The sequence below is a fragment of the Janthinobacterium sp. Mn2066 genome (genome assembly GCF_049319705.1).
Classification (GTDB): domain Bacteria; phylum Pseudomonadota; class Gammaproteobacteria; order Burkholderiales; family Burkholderiaceae_D; genus Janthinobacterium.
Genome location: NZ_JBMOUF010000003.1, coordinates 166098 through 185827, shown reverse-complemented (window position 1 = coordinate 185827; position 19730 = coordinate 166098). Strand labels below are relative to the sequence as shown.

Annotated in this window: 18 protein-coding genes; 1 reads left to right on the top strand and 17 read right to left on the bottom strand. The window is 49.6% G+C overall.

Features of this window, described 5'->3' with window-relative positions; translation table 11 throughout:
* Positions 1-165: 165 nt before the first annotated feature.
* From ACL9RI_RS07140 to rfbF, 10 genes are all read right to left on the bottom strand, one after another.
* A complete protein-coding gene (locus ACL9RI_RS07140; protein ID WP_422725889.1) occupies positions 166-699 on the bottom strand; it encodes a hypothetical protein in 534 nt (177 codons plus the stop codon).
* Between the two features lie 197 nt (positions 700-896).
* Positions 897-1241, bottom strand: a complete 345-nt coding sequence (locus tag ACL9RI_RS07135; RefSeq protein WP_422725888.1) for a hypothetical protein — start codon at positions 1239-1241, stop codon at positions 897-899.
* Between the two features lie 164 nt (positions 1242-1405).
* Positions 1406-2380 (bottom strand): GDP-L-fucose synthase, encoded by a 975-nt coding sequence (fcl, locus tag ACL9RI_RS07130; RefSeq protein ID WP_422725887.1) that lies wholly within the window; start codon positions 2378-2380, stop codon positions 1406-1408.
* A gap of 1 nt (position 2381) precedes the next feature.
* Positions 2382-3500 (bottom strand): GDP-mannose 4,6-dehydratase, encoded by a 1119-nt coding sequence (gene gmd / locus ACL9RI_RS07125; protein ID WP_422725886.1) that lies wholly within the window; start codon positions 3498-3500, stop codon positions 2382-2384.
* Positions 3501-3672: 172 nt separating this feature from the next.
* Positions 3673-4599 carry a transketolase family protein gene (locus ACL9RI_RS07120; protein ID WP_422725885.1) on the bottom strand — a complete coding sequence of 309 codons (927 nt, stop codon included), beginning with the start codon at positions 4597-4599 and terminating at the stop codon, positions 3673-3675.
* Positions 4596-5405 carry a transketolase gene (locus tag ACL9RI_RS07115; RefSeq protein ID WP_422725884.1) on the bottom strand — a complete coding sequence of 270 codons (810 nt, stop codon included), beginning with the start codon at positions 5403-5405 and terminating at the stop codon, positions 4596-4598. The genes ACL9RI_RS07120 and ACL9RI_RS07115 overlap by 4 nt, the downstream gene beginning before the upstream one ends.
* A gap of 11 nt (positions 5406-5416) precedes the next feature.
* The gene (locus tag ACL9RI_RS07110) at positions 5417-6469 is read right to left on the bottom strand and encodes an NAD-dependent epimerase/dehydratase family protein (RefSeq protein WP_422725883.1); all 1053 of its coding nucleotides are present in this window, start codon (positions 6467-6469) and stop codon (positions 5417-5419) included.
* A 46-nt stretch (positions 6470-6515) separates the two neighbouring features.
* The gene (gene rfbH, locus ACL9RI_RS07105) at positions 6516-7841 is read right to left on the bottom strand and encodes a lipopolysaccharide biosynthesis protein RfbH (protein ID WP_422725882.1); all 1326 of its coding nucleotides are present in this window, start codon (positions 7839-7841) and stop codon (positions 6516-6518) included.
* 14 nt (positions 7842-7855) lie between these two features.
* A complete protein-coding gene (gene rfbG, locus ACL9RI_RS07100) occupies positions 7856-8923 on the bottom strand; it encodes a CDP-glucose 4,6-dehydratase (RefSeq protein WP_422725881.1) in 1068 nt (355 codons plus the stop codon).
* 2 nt (positions 8924-8925) lie between these two features.
* Positions 8926-9693 carry a glucose-1-phosphate cytidylyltransferase gene (gene rfbF, locus ACL9RI_RS07095; protein WP_422725880.1) on the bottom strand — a complete coding sequence of 256 codons (768 nt, stop codon included), beginning with the start codon at positions 9691-9693 and terminating at the stop codon, positions 8926-8928.
* 76 nt (positions 9694-9769) lie between these two features.
* Between rfbF and ACL9RI_RS07090 the strand changes: the two genes are divergently transcribed.
* On the top strand, positions 9770-10024 hold the full coding sequence (locus ACL9RI_RS07090; protein ID WP_422725879.1) for a hypothetical protein: 255 nt from the start codon (positions 9770-9772) through the stop codon (positions 10022-10024).
* 694 nt (positions 10025-10718) lie between these two features.
* Here ACL9RI_RS07090 and ACL9RI_RS07085 read toward each other — a convergent pair.
* The 7 genes from ACL9RI_RS07085 to ACL9RI_RS07055 all read right to left on the bottom strand — a co-directional run bounded on the left by ACL9RI_RS07085 (position 10719) and on the right by ACL9RI_RS07055 (position 19689).
* The gene (locus ACL9RI_RS07085; protein ID WP_422725878.1) at positions 10719-11882 is read right to left on the bottom strand and encodes a glycosyltransferase; all 1164 of its coding nucleotides are present in this window, start codon (positions 11880-11882) and stop codon (positions 10719-10721) included.
* A 35-nt stretch (positions 11883-11917) separates the two neighbouring features.
* A complete protein-coding gene (locus ACL9RI_RS07080; protein WP_422725877.1) occupies positions 11918-12961 on the bottom strand; it encodes an acyltransferase family protein in 1044 nt (347 codons plus the stop codon).
* Between the two features lie 49 nt (positions 12962-13010).
* Entirely contained in the window at positions 13011-14129 is a 1119-nt protein-coding gene (locus ACL9RI_RS07075; RefSeq protein ID WP_422725876.1) for a hypothetical protein, read from the bottom strand.
* Between the two features lie 206 nt (positions 14130-14335).
* The gene (locus tag ACL9RI_RS07070; RefSeq protein WP_422725875.1) at positions 14336-15094 is read right to left on the bottom strand and encodes a glycosyltransferase family 2 protein; all 759 of its coding nucleotides are present in this window, start codon (positions 15092-15094) and stop codon (positions 14336-14338) included.
* A gap of 45 nt (positions 15095-15139) precedes the next feature.
* A complete protein-coding gene (locus tag ACL9RI_RS07065; RefSeq protein ID WP_422725874.1) occupies positions 15140-16279 on the bottom strand; it encodes an acyltransferase family protein in 1140 nt (379 codons plus the stop codon).
* A 108-nt stretch (positions 16280-16387) separates the two neighbouring features.
* On the bottom strand, positions 16388-17602 hold the full coding sequence (locus ACL9RI_RS07060; RefSeq protein ID WP_422725873.1) for a GumC family protein: 1215 nt from the start codon (positions 17600-17602) through the stop codon (positions 16388-16390).
* A 176-nt stretch (positions 17603-17778) separates the two neighbouring features.
* On the bottom strand, positions 17779-19689 hold the full coding sequence (locus tag ACL9RI_RS07055) for an SLBB domain-containing protein (RefSeq protein ID WP_422725872.1): 1911 nt from the start codon (positions 19687-19689) through the stop codon (positions 17779-17781).
* Positions 19690-19730: the final 41 nt, after the last annotated feature.

The window sequence follows — 19730 nt, the reverse complement described above, 5'->3', positions numbered from 1 at the left end:
ATGTCATGCCAGGTGCATGCATCGCATGCACCATCGCCAGCTTAAAGCGATGGCTACACTGAGCTGCGCCGTTACGCATTAACTTGTTGCTGCAGGCTACTTCTTGCGCAGGCCTGCCTGGCGAGGCGACCAGGCCATCGACCTGCAGGCATTTTTTCTTGTCGCTTAGACTATATTGAAAAATTGACGGTAGCCATCTCTCATCCTGTAGAGGCAATCCTTGGTGAACCTTTGCACCGGTGGCTCAAGCTTCATGGCCACCAGCCACGACACCAATACCACGGCTATCATTGTGATGATCAATGCTGTCCAACGCCCCACACCGAATCTGACCATCCAGCCCATGGCAATACTTCCAGCCATTTGATGCAGCAGATAAATGGGAAACGTCATCAAACCCGCTGTCCTGGCGGCGCGTACTACTGCTTGCGGCAAGGTATGGAAATGGTGATTAAAACGAGCCGAATAGTATATGAATACGACCGAAAAAATCCATCGGATACAAGTCAGGTAAGCCGTGTAATCCATCACGGAATCCACATTCAGTGATCTGGAAGTCGCTATGATTTGCAGACAACCCGCAACAACGAAAATTGCAAACCACTTTGCATTTATATAGCCAGCATATTTCAGCTGATTCCACAACAGCACGCCAATCGAGAAAAAGATACCGTGATGCACCAGCAGCAACGCAAACATTTTTTTCCACCCATTTTTGTCAGGATGGCTGTCAATTACATCGTATTCCAGACAACGGACAGATACGTGGCAAACCAAAAATCGCACTGACGCAACCGACTACCAGAGAAAAATTCCTTATCCACGAAAACTTATTAATAAAACAACAGCATGAAAATCATGAAATAAAATCCCATTTCCATGCCCAGCGTCCAGTATCACGCGTCGATCATGGCGCCAAACGGGATAAACAATATCGCTCGCAAATAGCGCTGGATCAACTGAAATCCGCCATCTACCGTAAACAGGAAAAACAAAGTAATTGATGCGCAGATCCAGACGCACGGTCCCAACCGAATCACCCAGCTCACAAAGAATTCAAAATAGGAAGCGCGCTGTGCGGAAAAAGCAATAACAAAACCCGAGATGAAAAAAAATACCTGTACACCAATCCAGCCGAAATGTGAATAATCATAAATCTCGGGGAAGCCAGTTAATCCATGACTGACGCTTTTTGTTACCTTATTGGGATCGATTCCAGCCAGAAACCATAGTGATCCCACATCACTATTATCGCAGCGATGAACCGTAGAATATCTATCCCAATAATGTGCTTCGGATTAACCTGGCTTTCGCCTTTCATAATTTTCTTAAATCAATCTGGATACTGTGATTTTTCCGACCGGTGAAGAAATCTGTCGCTGCATCTTGACGATACAGATAAAAATTACTTCCGTGCGTTCAATATATTGGCGACATACCATTTATACGTTTCACGAAGTCCCGTTTCCAAATCGATCGATGCTTTCCAGCCCAACTGGTTGAGGCGAGTAACATCAAGTAATTTGCGCGGTGTGCCATCAGGCTTGCTTGCGTCAAATACGACGCGTCCCTGATAGCCTGTAACTCGGGCAATCGTTTCCGCCAGTTCACGTATCGTACAATCGATACCGGTACCGACGTTGATGTGACTTTGCATTGGCTGGGTTAGTGCTTTCAACGAAGCGCCATCCAGATTCATGACATGAATGCTGGCTGCCGCCATATCGTCGACATGCAGGAATTCGCGCATCGGCGTACCACTGCCCCATACCACCACCTCCTCATCCGCAGCGACTGTCGCTGCGTGAAAACGGCGCAGCAGCGCCGGAATCACATGGCTGTTTTCAGGGTGGAAATTGTCGTTTTGACCGTACAGATTCGTCGGCATGACCGAGCGATAATCACGGCCGTACTGACGATTGTAGCTTTCGCACAATTTAATACCAGCAATTTTCGCGATCGCATACGGCTCGTTCGTCGGCTCCAGTTCACCCGTCAGCAAGGCGCTTTCGGGCATGGGCTGGATGGCATTCTTGGGATAGATGCACGACGAACCCAAAAACAGCAACTGCTGAACACCATTGACGTGGGCCGCATTGATGATGTTCGATTGAATCACCAGATTTTCGTAGATGAAGTCGGCCGGGTAGGTATTATTGGCATGAATGCCGCCTACCTTGGCGGCGGCCAGATACACCTGGTCGAACTTGTTCTCTTCGAAAAATTTGGCCACCGCTGCCTGATTGGTCAGATCGAGTTCGCTACGGGTGGCCGTCACGATGCGATTGCGCGCATCTTTTTGCAGACCGCGCACAATCGCGCCGCCGACCATCCCGCGATGGCCCGCCACGAAAATATTCCTGATAGGGGTATCGCTCATCTTAACGCTCTACCGAAATCGATACGTCATGACCATGCATGTTCAGCAGGGCATGGCGCTTGGCCGCAATCAGATCATGCTGAACCATCTCGGCGCACATTTCTTGCGCGGTGATCTCCGGTACCCAACCCAGGATTTCCTTGGCCTTGGTCGGATCGCCCAACAGGGTTTCAACCTCGGTAGGACGGAAATAACGCGGATCGATTTCGACGATGATATCGCCGACTTTGACAGCCGGCGCATTGTCGCCTTCGACTTTGACGACGATGCCTTTTTCGTCGACGCCCTGGCCCTTGAATTCAATCGTGATGCCCAGCTCGGCGGCAGACCATTGGATAAACTCACGCACGCTGTACTGGACACCGGTGGCGATCACGAAATCTTCGGCGTGATCCTGCTGCAGCATCATCCATTGCATGCGCACATAATCCTTGGCATGCCCCCAGTCACGCAGCGCATCCATGTTACCCATGAACAGCACTTTCTCCAGACCCTGGGCGATATTGCTCATGCCGCGCGTGATTTTGCGTGTCACAAAGGTCTCACCGCGACGTGGCGACTCGTGGTTGAACAGGATACCGTTGCAAGCGTACATACCGTAGGCTTCGCGATAATTGACGGTGATCCAATATGCATACATTTTTGCCACGGCGTACGGGCTGCGCGGATAAAACGGGGTCGTTTCGCGTTGCGGGGTTTCCTGCACCAGGCCATACAACTCCGAAGTCGACGCCTGGTAGAAACGGGTCTTCTTTTCTAGACCCAGCAGGCGAATGGCTTCCAGCAGACGCAAGGTTCCCATGCCGTCCACATCGGCGGTATATTCCGGCGACTCGAAACTCACCGCAACATGGCTTTGCGCGCCAAGGTTGTAGACCTCATCTGGCTGAACTTCCTGCAGGATGCGGGTCAGATTGGACGAGTCCGACAAATCACCATAGTGCAGCTTGAAGCGGGAATTTTCAACATGCGGATCCTGGTAAATATGATCGATACGCTGGGTATTGAATTGCGACGCACGCCGCTTGATACCATGTACCTCATAACCTTTCTCAAGCAAAAATTCTGCCAAATAAGATCCATCTTGACCAGTTACTCCGGTAATTAAGGCTTTTTTCATTTTATTCAAACTCAATAAGGAAATTGAAAAATATTCAACGAATCAGAAATATATTCAATTATTTTTCAAAAATAACTGCATCAGCACCAATTATTCTCATATATCAGGAACGTTCAATACAGTGTGTATATCAAAACCATCAAGCAGCATGGCACTTCATGCTTCTTTCATTTTAATTTTTTTCAGCTGGTAAAACTTCTTTCAATTTCGATAGCAGCGAAGCATTATCGAGCCCGTGTTCGCGCATCAGATACGAATAGCTCCCGCATTTTTCCGAGAAGCGGTCTTGCATGCCATGGCGAATCACCCTGGCCCTGTCGCCGGATCCTGCGGCAACCAGTTCGGATACCAGGCCGCCAATACCGCCGCAAATGCTATGCTCTTCCAATACCACCAGGTTGTCCACTTGTGCCGCAAGCTCCAGCAATTGGGCCGTATTAAAAGGCTTGATGGCCGGCATGCTCCACACGGCGCAATCACCCAGTTGCTTGGCCAGTATCACTGCGGTGTTTACCATGGAACCAGTCGCAATAAACGCCGTGCTGTTGCCGCTGCCAGCGGCCACCGGCAACAAGTCGCCGATCGGCGCCGTTGGCACCGCCTTGTGCACGCCGCCGACATCCGACTTTCCAATACGAACGTAGACAGGCTCCTTGAACTGCAACGCGTGCTGCAGTGCATATGCCATCTCATACGCGTCGGACGGCGAGAGAATGGTGATGTTTGGCAATGGCCGCAACATCGCGATATCCTCGGTCGACTGATGGCTGCTGCCCAGGCTGCTGTAGACCACGCCAGCACCATCGCCGATAAACACGACGGGCAGGTTTTCATAGCAGACATCCATCTTGATCTGCTCAAGCACGCGCACTGGCACGAAGGCGCTCAGGCCATACACGATGGGCTTGAAGCCAGCCTTGGCCAAGCCAGCCGCCACGCCAACCATGTTTTGCTCGGCGATGCCGGCATTGATGAATTGTGCCGGGCAGCGCTGACGGAACTCATCGAAGAGCGCGTAGCCGTGATCTCCTGTCAACAGCAGGACCTTCGGATCGGCCGTGGCGGCATCGACAATGGCTTTTGAAAATGCAGATCTCATTTAACTTGCTCCAACTCGGTCATTGCGGCGCCAAATGTGTCTTCAGTGAGGCGGGTGTAATGCCAAATATTTTGATTTTCCATGAAGGAAACGCCTTTGCCTTTGACGGTCTTGGCGATAATCGCCTTCGGCGCGCCATTCTTGCTGGCTTTCAATTCGGTAAGCGCGTGCTCGAGCGCTGCCTCATCATGGCCGTCAAGCGTGATCGCCTCAAAACCAAACGCTTCGAATTTGGCTTGCAGGCTACCGAGCTGCATTACTTCCGCTGTTTTACCCATCGCCTGGAAGCCATTCTCATCGACGACCACGATCAAGTTGTCGAGCGCCCAGTGCTTGGCAAACAGCATAGCCTCCCACATCGGGCCTTCATTCATTTCACCGTCGCCGACCACCGCATAGCAGTACTGGTCGGTTTTGGCGAGCTTGGCGGCGAGCGCCATGCCGGTGCCAACCGACAGGCCATGGCCCAGCGATCCCGAGGTGACTTCACAACCTGGTATATGCGCATCGGACAAGCCTTTCAGGCGAGAACCGTCGCTGAAATAATTGTCCAGGTCGCTTTTCGGCAACCAGCCTTTTTCGTACAGGCAGGCATATTGCGCCATCACGCCATGGCCCTTGCTGAGCACCATGTAGTCTCGCTGCGCGGCTTGCGGGTCGTTGCCCGGATAACGTAAATGATTGCGGTACAGTACTGCCATGATCTCGATCAGCGAGAAGGCACAGCCGATATGCACGGTCGAGCCGGCATACGCCATCTTCAGCACTGTGGCGCGAAGTTTGGAAGAGTTAAATTCAGACATCATGAATTTCCGGATTAAGCACGGCTGGACAAGGATCGCGTCATCGTCCAGTCTGCGGTTTTACGAATGGCCGACGATAAATCGGTATGAACAATCAGGTTCAGCTCATTGCGTGCCTTGTCGACATCCGGAATGTAGCGCTGGACCGGCGCACCTGGCACCGGCGCGGCACTGACCGAATAACGCTCTTCGCCCAGCAAGACACGCGACACGGCCGCAGCCAGTTGCCGTATTGACAGTGCATCATCCGAACCGAGATTGTAGGCCTGACCGGAAGCACCATTGACCAGTATCGATAACAGCCAGATCACCATATCGGCGGCGTACAGGTAGGAACGATGGGCAGTACCATCACCACCAACCTTGATTTCCTGACCGGCCATGGCATCGCGAATGAAGTTTCCAGCAGCAAAATGCGCGTTCAGCGGCAGATAAGGCCCCAGCAAGGCGAAGACACGGGCGATGCGCGTTTCCATGTGGTGCTGGACACCAGCGCATTGCACCAGCCACTCGGCGACCCGCTTGCCCTGGCCATAAGCGGTGCCAGGCAGCAAAGTATCGGGCGCACCGACATAGTGTTCCGGTATATGCGTCATCGCGTCCGGCTGGCGGCCGTAGATGGCGCCTGAACTGGTCAGCAGATAGCGTCGGGCGCCGCAGCGGCGCGCCAGCTCCAGGGTTTCCCTGGTGCCGTTGACAATATCGTCAAACACCTGACGCGGATCGCTGCCGGCGTTGGCAACATCGGTCGCCGCATGCAGCACGATATCGATGGCATCATTGAGATGCGCCAGATCGGTCACGTCGCCTTGCACCAAGCGTACTGCCGGGTGCTGCGCCAGATGTGGCGCCTTGGCAATGAACGCCTCTGGACGGCGCGTCAACACATGCAAGCACAGATCGAGTTTGAATTGCTGATCAGCCCACAACAGCGTTTCCAGCAACCAGCAGCCGATAAAGCCGGTACCGCCGGTGATGAAGATGCGCTGCCCGGCCAATGCCCGCCACACCGACGGAGCGGTGTGGCGGGCAATCAGATCCAGATCGTCCGCAGCGACACCGGGCACATGCGTGCCACTTGCAGAGTATGCTTGAGACATTGCCTGGTGTCAGTTAGAAATTAACGCCGAAGAACTCTTCGATCTTGCTGATCGAGAAGTCCATCATTTCCTTGGTCAGGCCCGGGAAAACACCGATCCACAACGTATCGTGCATGATGCGGTCAGTATTGGTCAACTCGCCTGACACGCGGTAGTTACGGCCGATCATGTAAGGCTGGCGCGTCAGGTTACCAGCGAACAGCAAGCGGGTGCCGATCTTGTGTTGGTCCAGGAAGGTCAGCAGGCTGACGCGGTCGACGTTTGCTTCGGGACGGATGGTGATCGGGAAACCAAACCACGATGGATCAGAGTTCGGTGTCGCTTCCGGCAGGATCAGAAACTCTTCACAGTTTTTCAGACCCTCTTTCATGTAAGCAAAATTATCCTTGCGTGCTTGCACGAAACCTTCCGCACGGTTCAGCTGGGCAACACCGCATGCCGCTTGCATGTCCGTGATCTTCAGGTTGTAGCCCAGGTGGCTGTAGGTGTACTTGTGGTCGTAGCCTTCGGGCAGCGTACCGAGCTTGCAGCAGAAGCGCTGGCCACAGGTGTTGTCCTTGCCCGGTGCACAGTAGCAGTCACGGCCCCAGTCACGGAACGATTCGGCGATCGCTTTCAATTCAGGATTGTTGGTGAAGACGGCGCCGCCCTCGCCCATGGTGATGTGGTGTGCAGGGTAGAAACTCATGGTGCCGATATCGCCAAAGGTACCGCACATCTGACCGTTATACGTGGCGCCCAGAGCATCGCAGCAATCTTCCACCAACCACAGATTGTACTTTTTGCACAGCGCGACGATGACTTCCAGATTGAACGGATTGCCCAAGGTGTGGGCCAGCATGATGGCCTTGGTCTTGTCGGTAATGGCCGCTTCGATTTTCGAGGCATCGATATTGTAAGTACCCAGCTCGACGTCGACGAACACGGGAACCGCACCGAATTGCAGGATAGGATTAACGGTGGTGGGGAAGCCGGCAGCCACACCGATGACTTCGTCGCCGGGCTGGATGGCGCGTGCGCCCAGTTTTGGCGAGGTCAGCGCGGAAAAAGCAACCAGGTTGGCCGACGAGCCGGAGTTGACGGTGATCAGGAATTCGACACCGATAAACTTGGCCAGGCGCTTTTCGAATTCGTCATTAAAGCGACCGGTGGTCAGCCAGGCGTCCAGCGAGGCTTCGACCATCAGCTCCATTTCAGGTGCGCCCACGACTTTGCCCGCAGGAGGAATCACCGTCACGCCAGGTTCGAATGCTTTTGGTACACTGGCCAGCGCGCCGTATTGTGCCACCAGGGCAGCGATCTGGTCGCGGATTTGTTGTTGTGTCAATTGCTCGCTCATGATGCAGCTTTCAGTTAAGTATTTTGATAAGTAGTGATTTGTGCCAATGTAAAGGCACGCATATCGGCACCCTGGTCGCAGGCCTTATGCCACTCGACGATCTTGGCGATGGTCTGGCCAATATCCCAGCGCGGATGCCAGCCCAGCTGGCCACGGGCTTTCGAACAATCGAGCTTCAGATAGGTCGCCTCATGTGGATGATTCTGCCCGTCCAGCGACCAGGAGGCGCCCGCGCCCCACTCCTGCGTCATGCGTTCGATAATCCATTCGACCGGTTTGGCGTCGATGTCGTGCGGGCCGAAATTCCAGCCTTCGGCGTGCACCGGACCTTCGGTGTACAGTTTTTCAGCCAAGGTCAGGTAACCGCTCAACGGTTCCAGCACGTGCTGCCACGGCCTGATTGAGTGTGGGTTGCGGATCATCACCGGCTGGCCGGCACCAATGGCGCGCAGCATGTCGGGAATCAGGCGATCCAGTGCCCAGTCGCCGCCGCCGATAACGTTACCGGCGCGGCCACTGCCCAAGGCGATGCCGTGTTCGGCATATTTTTCGGCATTGAAAAACGAGCTGCGATAGCCGGCCGTGACCAGTTCCGCACAGCCCTTGCTGTTACTGTAGGGATCATAGCCGCCCATGGCCTCGTTTTCACGATAGCCCCATGGCCACTCGCGGTTTTCATAGCATTTGTCGCTAGTGACATTCACCACCGAGCGCACGCCAGGCGTAGCACGCACGGCTTCCAGCAGATTGACCACACCCATGACGTTGGTCGCGTAGGTTTCCACCGGATTGACATAGGAATAACGTACCAGCGGCTGGGCCGCCATATGGATCACGATTTCAGGGCGAGCTTCGGCCATCGCGCGCTGAAGCGCCACGCCATCGCGCACATCGCCGATGACCGAATGCATGCCGCCCGCCACACCAGCCACCTCAAACAAACTGGGCGTCGTAGGCGCTTCCAACGCATAGCCGGTCACTTCGGCGCCCAACTGCTGCAACCACAAACTGAGCCAGCCGCCCTTGAACCCCGTATGCCCCGTCAGGAAAACCCGCTTGCCTTGCCAGAATGCTGCATTCATGCTCAGGCTTTCCAAGGCGCGTTACCGGACTGCCACATTTCTTCCAACTGCACCTTGTCGCGCAGGGTATCCATCGGCTGCCAGAAGCCGCGGTGGAAAAACGCGTCCAACTGTCCTTCGGCGGCCAGGCGTTCAAGCGGCTGCTTTTCCCAGGTCGTGCTGTCGTCTGCGATGTAATCGATGACTTTGGGCGACAGGACAAAATAGCCACCATTGATCCAGGCGCCATCGCCTTGCGGTTTTTCCTGAAAGCTGTTGATCTTCTGGCCATCAAGCACCAAGGCGCCAAAGCGGCCAGGCGGCTGGGTTGCCGTCAGCGTCGCCAGTTTGCCGTGCGCCTTGTGGAAGGCGATCGATTCGGTGATATTGACGTCGCTGACGCCGTCGCCATAGGTGAAGCAGAATGCTTCTTCACCTTCCAGATATTGCTTGACACGCTTCAGGCGGCCTCCAGTCAGGGTATTGTCGCCGGTATCAACCAGCGTGACTTTCCAGGGTTCCGCACTGCGCGCGTGCACTTCCATCTGGTTATTTTGCATGTCAAACGTCACGTCCGACGTGTGCAGAAAATAGTTGGCAAAGTATTCTTTGATAACATAGCCTTTATAACCGCAGCAAATGATGAAGTCATTTACGCCATGGGCAGAATACGTCTTCATGATATGCCACAGAATTGGCTTGCCGCCAATTTCCACCATAGGTTTTGGCTTGGTTGACGTTTCTTCACTAATTCGTGTACCGAGACCACCAGCTAAAATCACTGCCTTCATTTCACACAACCTTAAAATTTAATGTATGCCAAAAATAGCGAGATTAATAAATTGAAATATTTCGAAGACTATTTTCATGCACATGAAATCTCGAATTCAAGAAATTTTGGAACTGCAACGCCTGTTTTTGAGTTTCTTTTTCAGAAAAAAAATGATTCAAAATTTCCACCCACAATATAATGCCATTTTCGCACATCCTGCATCCCATCAATCCAGCCGAACCGTCGACTGCTGGACAAATATAATCGGTCAAGCGCAACCGAAAACAACAGATGAAGAGCGTGTCATAAAATATAAGATTGACACGCTGTGCTGCTATACTCCAGCATGAAACTATAAAATTTCCACTCAGTAATACAAGTCAGTGGATTTCAACTGCATTCAGCATCAGCAAGAACAATGCGTCTCGCATCAATAATACGGTTTTCGCACGATATGGCGTTGCAGATCGATTTCCTCTACCAGTATGGGAGCATTAGCTCGATTAGCTAACGTCAATTCGCCGTGTGCTGGTCGAAAAAAAAGGCGCCTGCGACAGTCTGCGCTTCTTTCACTTCGCTATGACTGACGATGAGTTCAAGGGGGAGTTGACAATATTGCTTATAAATATAGCCGTCCCCCACGTTTACCATTTATAGTGCGAAGCGCTCATGCAAGCGCTCACCCTTCTCTATATCACGAGATTTTAGCATTGTTTTCTTGTACAACTGCTCAACTTGTTAAGGCTTCACCACAGTCAGCAAGGCTTTTGTAGAGAGATAAATCGAAACGGGCAGCCAGGCTCCGAACCGGGCAGCATGTGCAAGCTGAGTGGCATCCTCCCGGCCGGCCAGCCAACCTTGCAAGATGCCGCCCGGATGATACACGGGCGGCGCCGGACGGCTGTTGTTTTATTCAGTCAAACGCACCGATGGCAAGAGGCCCCGCATCCGCGCGGCCTCGATATTCTTGACTGGCCAGCACGGCGCCATCTTCAACGCCACACATCGACACAAAAATGACAATATTAACGAATGAATAAATGATCAGCCTGCGGCAGCTTCACGAACCTGCACAGGCAATTCCTGTACACCATTTTTTCGATACACTGCCAGGTGCGATTGAATGAAAATTTCGAACGAAAATAGTTCTTTCAGTCTTTCATTTCCACGCTCACCCATTTCCCTGCACGCAGGGTCCTCCAGAAGCCTGTCGATGTTTTTTGCCAATTGTCCGACATTTTCATTATCTGATAACAAACCACACACACCATCTTCGACCACCTCCGGGATAGCCTGCGTCTTGGTCGATAATATTGGCAAGTGATAATTCATCGCCTCAAGAAAAACCAGGCCAAACGATTCCCAGCGGCTAGGCATCAGGTACACATCGGCCGCAGCATAAAACTCGGCAATTTCTGACTGCCAGCCCAGCCATACGATACGATCTTCGATGCCCAACGATGCGGCTTGCTTGTGCAACTCGTCGCGCAGTTCGCCATCGCCACACACCAGCACCTTGAATGGCTTGCCGGACTTGACTGCCGCCACCGCATCAAGCATGACATCCACGCCTTTTTGACGCTCGAGACGACCGCAGAACAGAAATACGGTGTCACCATCCTTCAATCCCAGTCGGCTGCGCACATTTTGCCTTTGCGCCACCTTTTCGCTACCTGGAGTACGCAAGGGCAAGGAGTTGTAAATGACCACTGCCTTGGCAGAATTAATCAACCGGATTCTTTTGCCATACTCAACCATATATTTAGATGGCGAAATATAGGTATCCGTCACCAGGTCAAGAAACTTCTCGATCAACCAGTAGACCCACTTCTGCGGCACCGGCGTGAATTCATCGGCACCATAGGCATGGATAGTATGCAGTACCTTGACATCGGTTCCTGACAGAAATGCGCCAAGCCTGCCCATGAATCCGCCAAGGCTGGTGTGCGTATGCACCACTTTGTATTTTCCTGTGCGCAATAATGCTCTTACCTGTAGCACATTCTTGAACAAGTTCACGGGATTAAAGGAAGGCCGCTTTAAGAAGTGATGCACATCTTCAAAGCCACTTTCAACCTCCTTGTCTTGCGAGACACCCGATGGGTAGAACAATATCTCTCGCGATACGGATTTTATGCCATTCGACAGAGCGGAAATATATTTTCCCGAACCGCCCAGACTTTTTGAGGTAACAAATAAGATAGTCACAACGCGTATTCCATAAATTAAAAAAAATTACCAGATTAATGAGCGAATTGTTTTTCGAATTTTCTCTTCAGCACTCTCTTCACCGCTGCGCACATTGGTACTTCCACATACTTGTAAAAAACAACAGCGCTCACCAATACAAAAAACAATGAAACAAAGTAAATAACGACCAGAGAAATACTATCAAGGTAGCCTCTGCTATAGGCGAAGCGGAATATGCCGTATACAAATGGATGAATCAGATAGAGCGAGTAGGATGAATCACCAATCAAGGTAAACAACTTGATATTTCGCACCTTTCCAATTGTATCCATACCGGCAAGAGCGAACACCAGGATCGCCGCAGGGATACCGGCACAAATAACCCGGCCGAACTTTTCATAGTAACCAAGCATAACGATGAACATCACTATGGCGATCAATACCAGTACTGAATGCGCGAACATGCCAAGGTTGATTTTTTTTTGCGTATACAAATGCGCAATCAATACTCCCACGAAAAATTCAAGGATGATCGGGCTGGAAAAAAAAGTAACCAGTGCGATATCATCGTTAACTCTTAAAATCAGATTTGCTCCGACAACGAAAGAAGAAAGAAAAAGAAACAGTTTGAGTACCAGATTTTTTTTTACAGACAAAAACAGCATGAAGGAAATATAAAAAAACCACTCATACATCAATGTCCATCCAATCGCATATATAGGAAAAATACTGGTGGTTGAATTTGGTGCCCAATGCGGAAAAAACAGCAGGCTCAATAAAAAATGTGTAACCGTAAAATCGGCTGTTTTGAAGACGCCAGGAAAAAATACAAGAACAAATCCCAGTAGACAGGTCATGACCCAGTAAGTTGGCACTACACGTGAAACACGATTGATCAGGTACTGTCTGGGTGATGGATTATGTCGCGTAGACAGATAAAGTACAAAGCCACTGATGACGAAAAATAAGTCCACCCCCATCCCCCCCCACCAGGAAGTGAAATCACCCAGTACTATTTCATAGAAATGGCAATGAACCACCATTAGCGATGCCAACGCTCTGAGATACTGGATTGAATTGAATTTCTGCTTGATCATAAATATTTATACTTGTTCCAGGAAATCAGCACCAGCTAGCTTTGTACGTTTATACAGTTCTGGCCTCGGGTGCATGGGCTACCTCCACTCCCCAGGTTTTCCACCCAAGCATGCGCAAAAGTATTAGTGCGATGATGAACATCTGGATTGGTGCTTCGTTAAGATAACCCACGATGAAACCTGAAAAATATGTATAGATAGCGAGAATATAAATCACCGCTGCATTCCCATCCTTGGTACCTCTGAAAAAATATCCATAGCTGATACTCAAAATCCCGCCGAAGAAAATTCCACCAATAATCGGGCCAAAATCACCCAGATAAAGCACAAATTCGGCGAGATATCCGAAATTGATACTGACACCGATGGTCTTCAGATCCGGATATGTCAGGTTGGTCAGATATGTTGAAAAGATCGGCGGCTTTTCAGCATAAAACAGCCTCGGCACTGGCTGCAGTAATGCATCGAATATCTTCCAGGTATCCATATAGATCCTTGAAAAATAGGATCCGAGTACCTGATTATCAAAATAATCATATCTGTTATAAACAATCTTCAAAGGATCGGCCATGATATTTTCCACAAATAATTTATATATCTGTGGAATATCTGCGGTGCCGAACATCAACTGCTCACGGATTATGGTGTACAGCGGAGTAAATACCAGCAAGGCAACAAATACGAATACAGTTGAAAATCGAATAATTCTGACAGAATATCTTATATTCAGAAACAATAATCCGGCCATAAAAAAATAGACAAACAATGAAGCAAATCCAGTGGTAAAACAAAAAACAATAATAACCGCCATAAAGACATGGTCGATCAGGCTGGATTTTTTAAGATATACCTTGTTAAAATATGTGATACCTTTGAATTTAAAAAAGAACAAGAATGTCAGAAAAAAATAAGCAGCTCCACCGCCTTGGATCGCCTGCCGAAAACCCAGAGGATTGGAAAACGGGTTGCCTACCGATAAAAATCCGATTAATATCAGAACTCCGATCAGGGAAAACAGGAAATAATTTAGTCTTTTTTCCAGCTTCTCATCAAAAATAAAAATTCTTTTCTTGTAAGAGTTCTTAATTTCTTGAGGACCAGCCTTAAATTTGCTAGCAACCCAAAGACGGTGAAAGAAATATGTCGATAGAGCAAAAAAGAGGGACACGATAGTATCGTTGAACCATATTTCCCAATGCAGAGGCAATTCATTAGTGGCATAGCGATAATAAAATTTACCATACACAAAAAATGACGTGAACGCTAAATACGTAAACCACGGCGAAGACGTTCTCAGCCAAAGAAAATATTTGTCTTTGAAATTCATAATTCTTTTAATATTATTTATTCATTTCAGGAGTCTTGTGGCTATTTTTATTTCGCAAAAAAAGCACTCAACTTGAACATGATTATTTTCATATGCACGTACATGTCATAGAAAGCATCGCCACTTATTTTGTTTTTCTTTCTCGCAGCCAGCATCTCGTTGAGCAAAACAATCTTGGTTTTTGGCGTTCTGGAAAGACCTTCGTTCCCCATGGAAACATGATATTGCTCACAGAATCCAATCACCGACTGCTTGCTTAACCGCAGCACGAATTCATAGTCTCCGGCGATGCGAAACTCGGGGCTGAACTTGCCAAGATCCCTGAACGTCGACATTTTGTGCAGCGAGCCACAGTGCGTAAAAGGCATCTTCTTGCGCAGGCTACCCACAATATCGGCGATAGGATAATTTTCCAATTCGACAAATTTTCCTTCGCCGTCAACCAAGTTGATGCGTGGGTAAACCAGTCCCAGATTTGCGTCCGCTCCCGCAAGGGCAAGGCCACGCGCCAGACTATCCTTGTCCGAAAAATAGTCGTCAGAACCGATAAATGTCACCCAGTCATTGCTCACTTTCTCCAGCCCCTTATTCCAGGCATCGTAGACGCCGCGGTCCGGCTCGGAAATAAAATAGGAAATCTTGTCCATAAATCGATCGATGATCAACTGCGTACCATCAGTCGAACCACCATCGATGACGATGACTTCAGGGCGATATGTCTGTTCAAATATGCTGCAAAGGCATTTTTCCAATGTCTTTGCGCTGTTGTAAGTGGCAATTATTACTGTGCAGCTGGGCGTGTTCAATTAATTTTCCTTGGTATTATGGGAAGAGCTTGCCAATACGCCAGATCAGGCTTCCCTCATGCCGTTCCGACGATTATATGAATCTATCAAACGCTTGCCGAGAGATATTCCTGTTTTTTCTATATGCTTTTCAGTAATAGTCGCAACAAAATATGTCAGCGCAACCACTATCAAAAAAGACAATACTAACGTCAAATCCGGATTCATTACTTTATTCAATTTTTTTGAAATCACAGGAATAGCGCCCCAGGCAAAAATAAAGTGGAATATATACATGGAAAAAGATCGAATTCCAATTTTCGACAGGAGATAATTACTGGAATTTATTTTCCTCAAGAACAGTACAAGGAACGAGAAAGAAATACCAGAAATGGTCGGCACAATGGCACGCATCAAAAAATTATCTAGATTGAGAACATATAAAGCCAATGCTGAAAAAGCGAGCCATAAAGCAACCAGATAAACAGACGAGACTCTTGCTTCTTTTTCTTTTCCGTTTCTACAGAAAAAATAGGTCAATATCCCCAAAAGAAACGTGGGGATCTGGTTGACAATATTAAAGTAGAAGAAATCACTCTTATCTAGTCCAATCGACGTATATCTGCTTGCGAGCAACTGAAAGATGATATTGACGAAAAAAGCGAACATGATTACAGCAACTACTTTTTTTAAACTTCCGACCATGCCACTCTTCAAGAATGCGAACAGGAACGGGAAAATCAAATAAAAAGCCATTTCTGTACCAATTGACCAACCTCCAGGAACGATATTATTGTTTGCGGACGGCACAAAGCCGTGAATCAAAAGGAGATTGGCCATGACATTAAAAAATGTATATGGCTCGAATGAAGAAACAGTGCCTTCAAGGTAAAATTTCTTCAGGGTGAAAAATAAAAAATAAACAAAGCTGGCGACGTAATAGAGCGGGGCAATCCTGAAAAAACGTCTTATATAAAAAAATAGCAATGGCTTGCTGTCGTTCGAACGCGCTTCAGAGGAAAGGCTGAGCGTATATGCCGAGGCTACAAAAAACAATTGCACGCCAAACTGGCCATATTGAGAGACAACCGAGGTATAAAAGCTCAACCCCGGGATGGCTTGCGCAGTATGTACAAAAATGACCATCAAAATGGCAAAACCACGCGCCACATTCATATAGTCAAGTCGTTGAGCGGGAATACTCATTCAGGCATGCTCTGTCAAATTGGGTTGAAGGGTCATTGATCAAGATATAAAAACAAATTACCGCAGATATCCGCGGTAATTTTTTATCATGACGATTGTGGTAGAGCTTTATTTGGATTTCAAACTGTCAGACAATTTCCTCAGGCGCCTGGACTGCGCCGGGTTTGCCTTCATCCTTCGGAAAAATTCCCTGGCAAGTATCCAGAAGGTCGTAATTATGCCAACAAACAAAATGGTACTGACAACAATGACACCCCGATTGGGCTTGGACTTCTTGTCCGGCACTATCGCCGCATCAAGCACCTGAATGATCGAACCATCCTTTGCCTCATCGATTTTTGCAATTTCAAATTGCTTTGACATCAATTCAAATATTGTCTCCGCATATTTGACATCGCGAACTCGACGAACGTATTCCAATCCTGCTTCCGGCAGACGGCCAGAGCCGACCAGCATGTCACCCGAATCCCGATTCAGACCCGATTCCATCTTCTTCAACTGCTCTTTCAAACTGACCAATTCCTGACGTGCTCGAACATATTCGGGATTGGATCCGGTAGCAAACGTCTGCATCGCGTTCAACGCTACTTCCTTGGCTGCGATTTGGGCGCGCAACTCGGCCGATGATTTGATCAAGGCCTCAGCCTGTCCATTCAACTGAATCAGACCAGATTTTTCCTGCGTTTCCTTCAGTTTTACTTCGGAGTCAACCAATAGTTGCTTGGCCTGAATCAATTGCTTTTCGAAAAAGAGACGGCGCCGCGAAGCTTCGGTGATCGCCAAAGTTTGCGTCAATTTCTGAAGTTCTTCAACGTAGGCGTTGGCCAAGGCAGCGGCGCGCTTTGCATCCTTGTCCTTGACCTCAATAACGATGATGCCTTCCTTGCCAGAACCGATGGTACTGGAACTGAGCAACTGCAATCGGGTATCCGTCAGCGTCTTGGTGTCATATACCGACTGCAACTTGAAGCGCTGAATAATATTGTCACTCACGGTTCGGCTATTAAGCATGCCAACATACAGATCGCTTGGATTTTTCAGCAAAGAACTGCCGGACATGCCACCAAGCGCGCTCAGCTGTCCAAGGATTGCAGACGAACCTGATTGCGATTGCTGTGGCGGCAGCACTGACGCAGTACCACTGTAAATATTCGGCATCAAAAAGGATAAAGCACCAACGATGATACCGGCCATCAGTGGTATACCAATAATATAAAATTTTTTCCGAGCAATGATCGCCAATAAATCCAGTGCATTTATTTCTTCATCGTCATGCGTGGTATCTTCGACCATGACACCGGGGCGTACTGCCTTATCTTCCATTGTTTTATCCATGCATGTAATTAAAACTATATCTTCACGATTCATAATGCCCGACAAAACCATCACAAACCAGTACCACAGCGATAGTTGTAGAACTGCGCCATATCCATGGGAAGCAGCCCTCATCATCTATACCGCTGCGTGTAGCTCTGTCAGAATTTTTATATATTCAGGAATTAATCCTTGAGCACTTTCAATCCAGCGGCACCCAAACCAAACTGATAGAAAATAGCAGTCCAATCCTTCAAGCTCTGCATAAACGTGCTGCGCTCAATTTTTTCCGGCACCACCACTGTGTCGCCTGGATTGAGCGCCGTGCCACCGATACCGCTGAACCAACCCGTCCCTTGTCCGCTTTGCGCCGTGCCGTCCGCACGGATTATGTACATTTCGGATTTGTCCGCATTGGAAGTAGCACCGCCAGCTTGCTGTACATAATCGTTCACCGTACGTTGTGGTCGGTAAACAAAGGCGTTTTGCTGGAAAACCGAGCCTAGCACATCCACCGTACCAGGGCGCCGTGGGATCAGGATGGAATCACCATCTTGCAGCGGTATATCTGGAAGGTTTTTTACTTGCGTTTCAACACCAGGCAAATCAAGGACGATGCGGCCTTCGGCCTTGATGCTCCGCAGTTTTTGCACGATGCGGCGCTGCTGCTCGGCTTCAACCGTAGTCTTGGCGGCGCTGTCCTTGTCACCGGCAGCCGCTATGCGCTGAGTCGCATTCGATTCCAGATCGCGCTCAAAACGATCTGCCACCTGATCCAATTTGATTTGCTGGGCACGACGTACCGATTCACGCGTCAATTGTGTGGCGTACAGATAGCCATTTTCATTAGCCCCACCGACACGCGCGATCAGCTCGCGCAAGGTTTCGCCTTTTTTCAGCAAGAAAATCCCGCTTTGTTTTGCCTCGCCGGCTACGCGTACGTATTCATTCTGGATCTGTGCCTGGACCGGCACCGCACCGGGTGCAAATACCCGCAGGATGTCGGTAGGGTTGACGACGATACCGGCCAGCTTGCTACTGGAAATACCGCCATCGGCTACCAGTTCAAGTATTGTTTTATATTGATTGTCAACGCTCTTTTCAACAATCACCTGCTTGGTTTCTGCGGCCGAATCAAACCCGCCGGACCAGTTCACGACATCCGCCAGGCTGGCCTTGCCTTTCAATTCAAAAATGGCGGGTTGCTTCACACTGCCAGTCAGCGCTACCAACGGGCCAACTTCAGGGATGTAGATTACGTCGCCGTCACGCAGTGTAACGTCGTGACTCTTGTCACCTTTGACCAACATGTCATACAGATCGAATGTAGTTACCGTTTCCTTGCCACGCTTGAGCTGGATATTGCGCATGCTACCAGTGGCGTCCGGGCCGCCCGAAGTAAACAAGGCATTGAGCAAGGTACTCATGGAATTGAGGGTATACGTACCCGGGCTTACCGCATGACCAACCACATACACTTGTACCGCGCGCGTTTGCGCGATGCTGGCAGTCAGATCAAAGTTGGTGTAGATTTTGCTGATCGCCTTCTTCAAATAGCCCTGCAAGTCCTTGTATTGCACCCCGCTGACCTTGATGGAGCCGACGCGGGGAATGAAAATTGCACCGCTGCGGTCAACCGTTGCGCTGACGTCGATATCGACCATACCCCAGCCGCGCACCTGCAATTCATCGCCAGTGCCGATCACATATTCCTGATTCACCTGCACGCCATCGAGCGGCGAAAAAGTGGATGGCACATCACTAAACAAATCTTTACCGAAGATACTCAACTTTTTACCGGTCACGCCATCGACATACTCTTCGAATGCGCCAACGGATGCATCAGCAACGCTACGTTTGCTGGCGGTATTGGATAGGGAAGGTTTTGCCTGGCGAGACTCACTACGGCCACTGCGAATGCTGGGCAAGCCCCCGCCTCCCTGGTCATTTGCTTGTGCACGCGACAGGTCCGTACGAGGGATGTCACCCACGCCAAAATCCTGCGCTACTGCAAAGGAAGAGCCGGCGCCCAGCAGGCACGCTGAGAAGATCACGTGTTTCACGAGAGCCGGGGAAGTACGAAATTGCTTTTTCATGCTATTTTTGTCCGAATCAATGAATTTGTATAAGTAGAGGG

Bases quoted from the DNA above. Each gene is read 5' to 3' on its own strand.
- rfbG (WP_422725881.1), bottom strand. From the start codon at position 8,923: ATGAATGCAGCATTCTGGCAAGGCAAGCGGGTTTTCCTGACGGGGCAT.
- ACL9RI_RS07055 (WP_422725872.1), bottom strand. From the start codon at position 19,689: ATGAAAAAGCAATTTCGTACTTCCCCGGCTCTCGTGAAACACGTGATC.
- ACL9RI_RS07090 (WP_422725879.1), top strand. From the start codon at position 9,770: ATGCACATGAAATCTCGAATTCAAGAAATTTTGGAACTGCAACGCCTG.
- ACL9RI_RS07060 (WP_422725873.1), bottom strand. From the start codon at position 17,602: ATGGAAGATAAGGCAGTACGCCCCGGTGTCATGGTCGAAGATACCACG.
- rfbF (WP_422725880.1), bottom strand. From the start codon at position 9,693: ATGAAGGCAGTGATTTTAGCTGGTGGTCTCGGTACACGAATTAGTGAA.
- rfbH (WP_422725882.1), bottom strand. From the start codon at position 7,841: ATGAGCGAGCAATTGACACAACAACAAATCCGCGACCAGATCGCTGCC.
- ACL9RI_RS07140 (WP_422725889.1), bottom strand. From the start codon at position 699: ATGTTTGCGTTGCTGCTGGTGCATCACGGTATCTTTTTCTCGATTGGC.
- ACL9RI_RS07065 (WP_422725874.1), bottom strand. From the start codon at position 16,279: ATGAGTATTCCCGCTCAACGACTTGACTATATGAATGTGGCGCGTGGT.
- ACL9RI_RS07120 (WP_422725885.1), bottom strand. From the start codon at position 4,599: ATGAGATCTGCATTTTCAAAAGCCATTGTCGATGCCGCCACGGCCGAT.
- fcl (WP_422725887.1), bottom strand. From the start codon at position 2,380: ATGAGCGATACCCCTATCAGGAATATTTTCGTGGCGGGCCATCGCGGG.
- ACL9RI_RS07080 (WP_422725877.1), bottom strand. From the start codon at position 12,961: ATGATCAAGCAGAAATTCAATTCAATCCAGTATCTCAGAGCGTTGGCA.
- ACL9RI_RS07115 (WP_422725884.1), bottom strand. From the start codon at position 5,405: ATGATGTCTGAATTTAACTCTTCCAAACTTCGCGCCACAGTGCTGAAG.
- gmd (WP_422725886.1), bottom strand. From the start codon at position 3,500: ATGAAAAAAGCCTTAATTACCGGAGTAACTGGTCAAGATGGATCTTAT.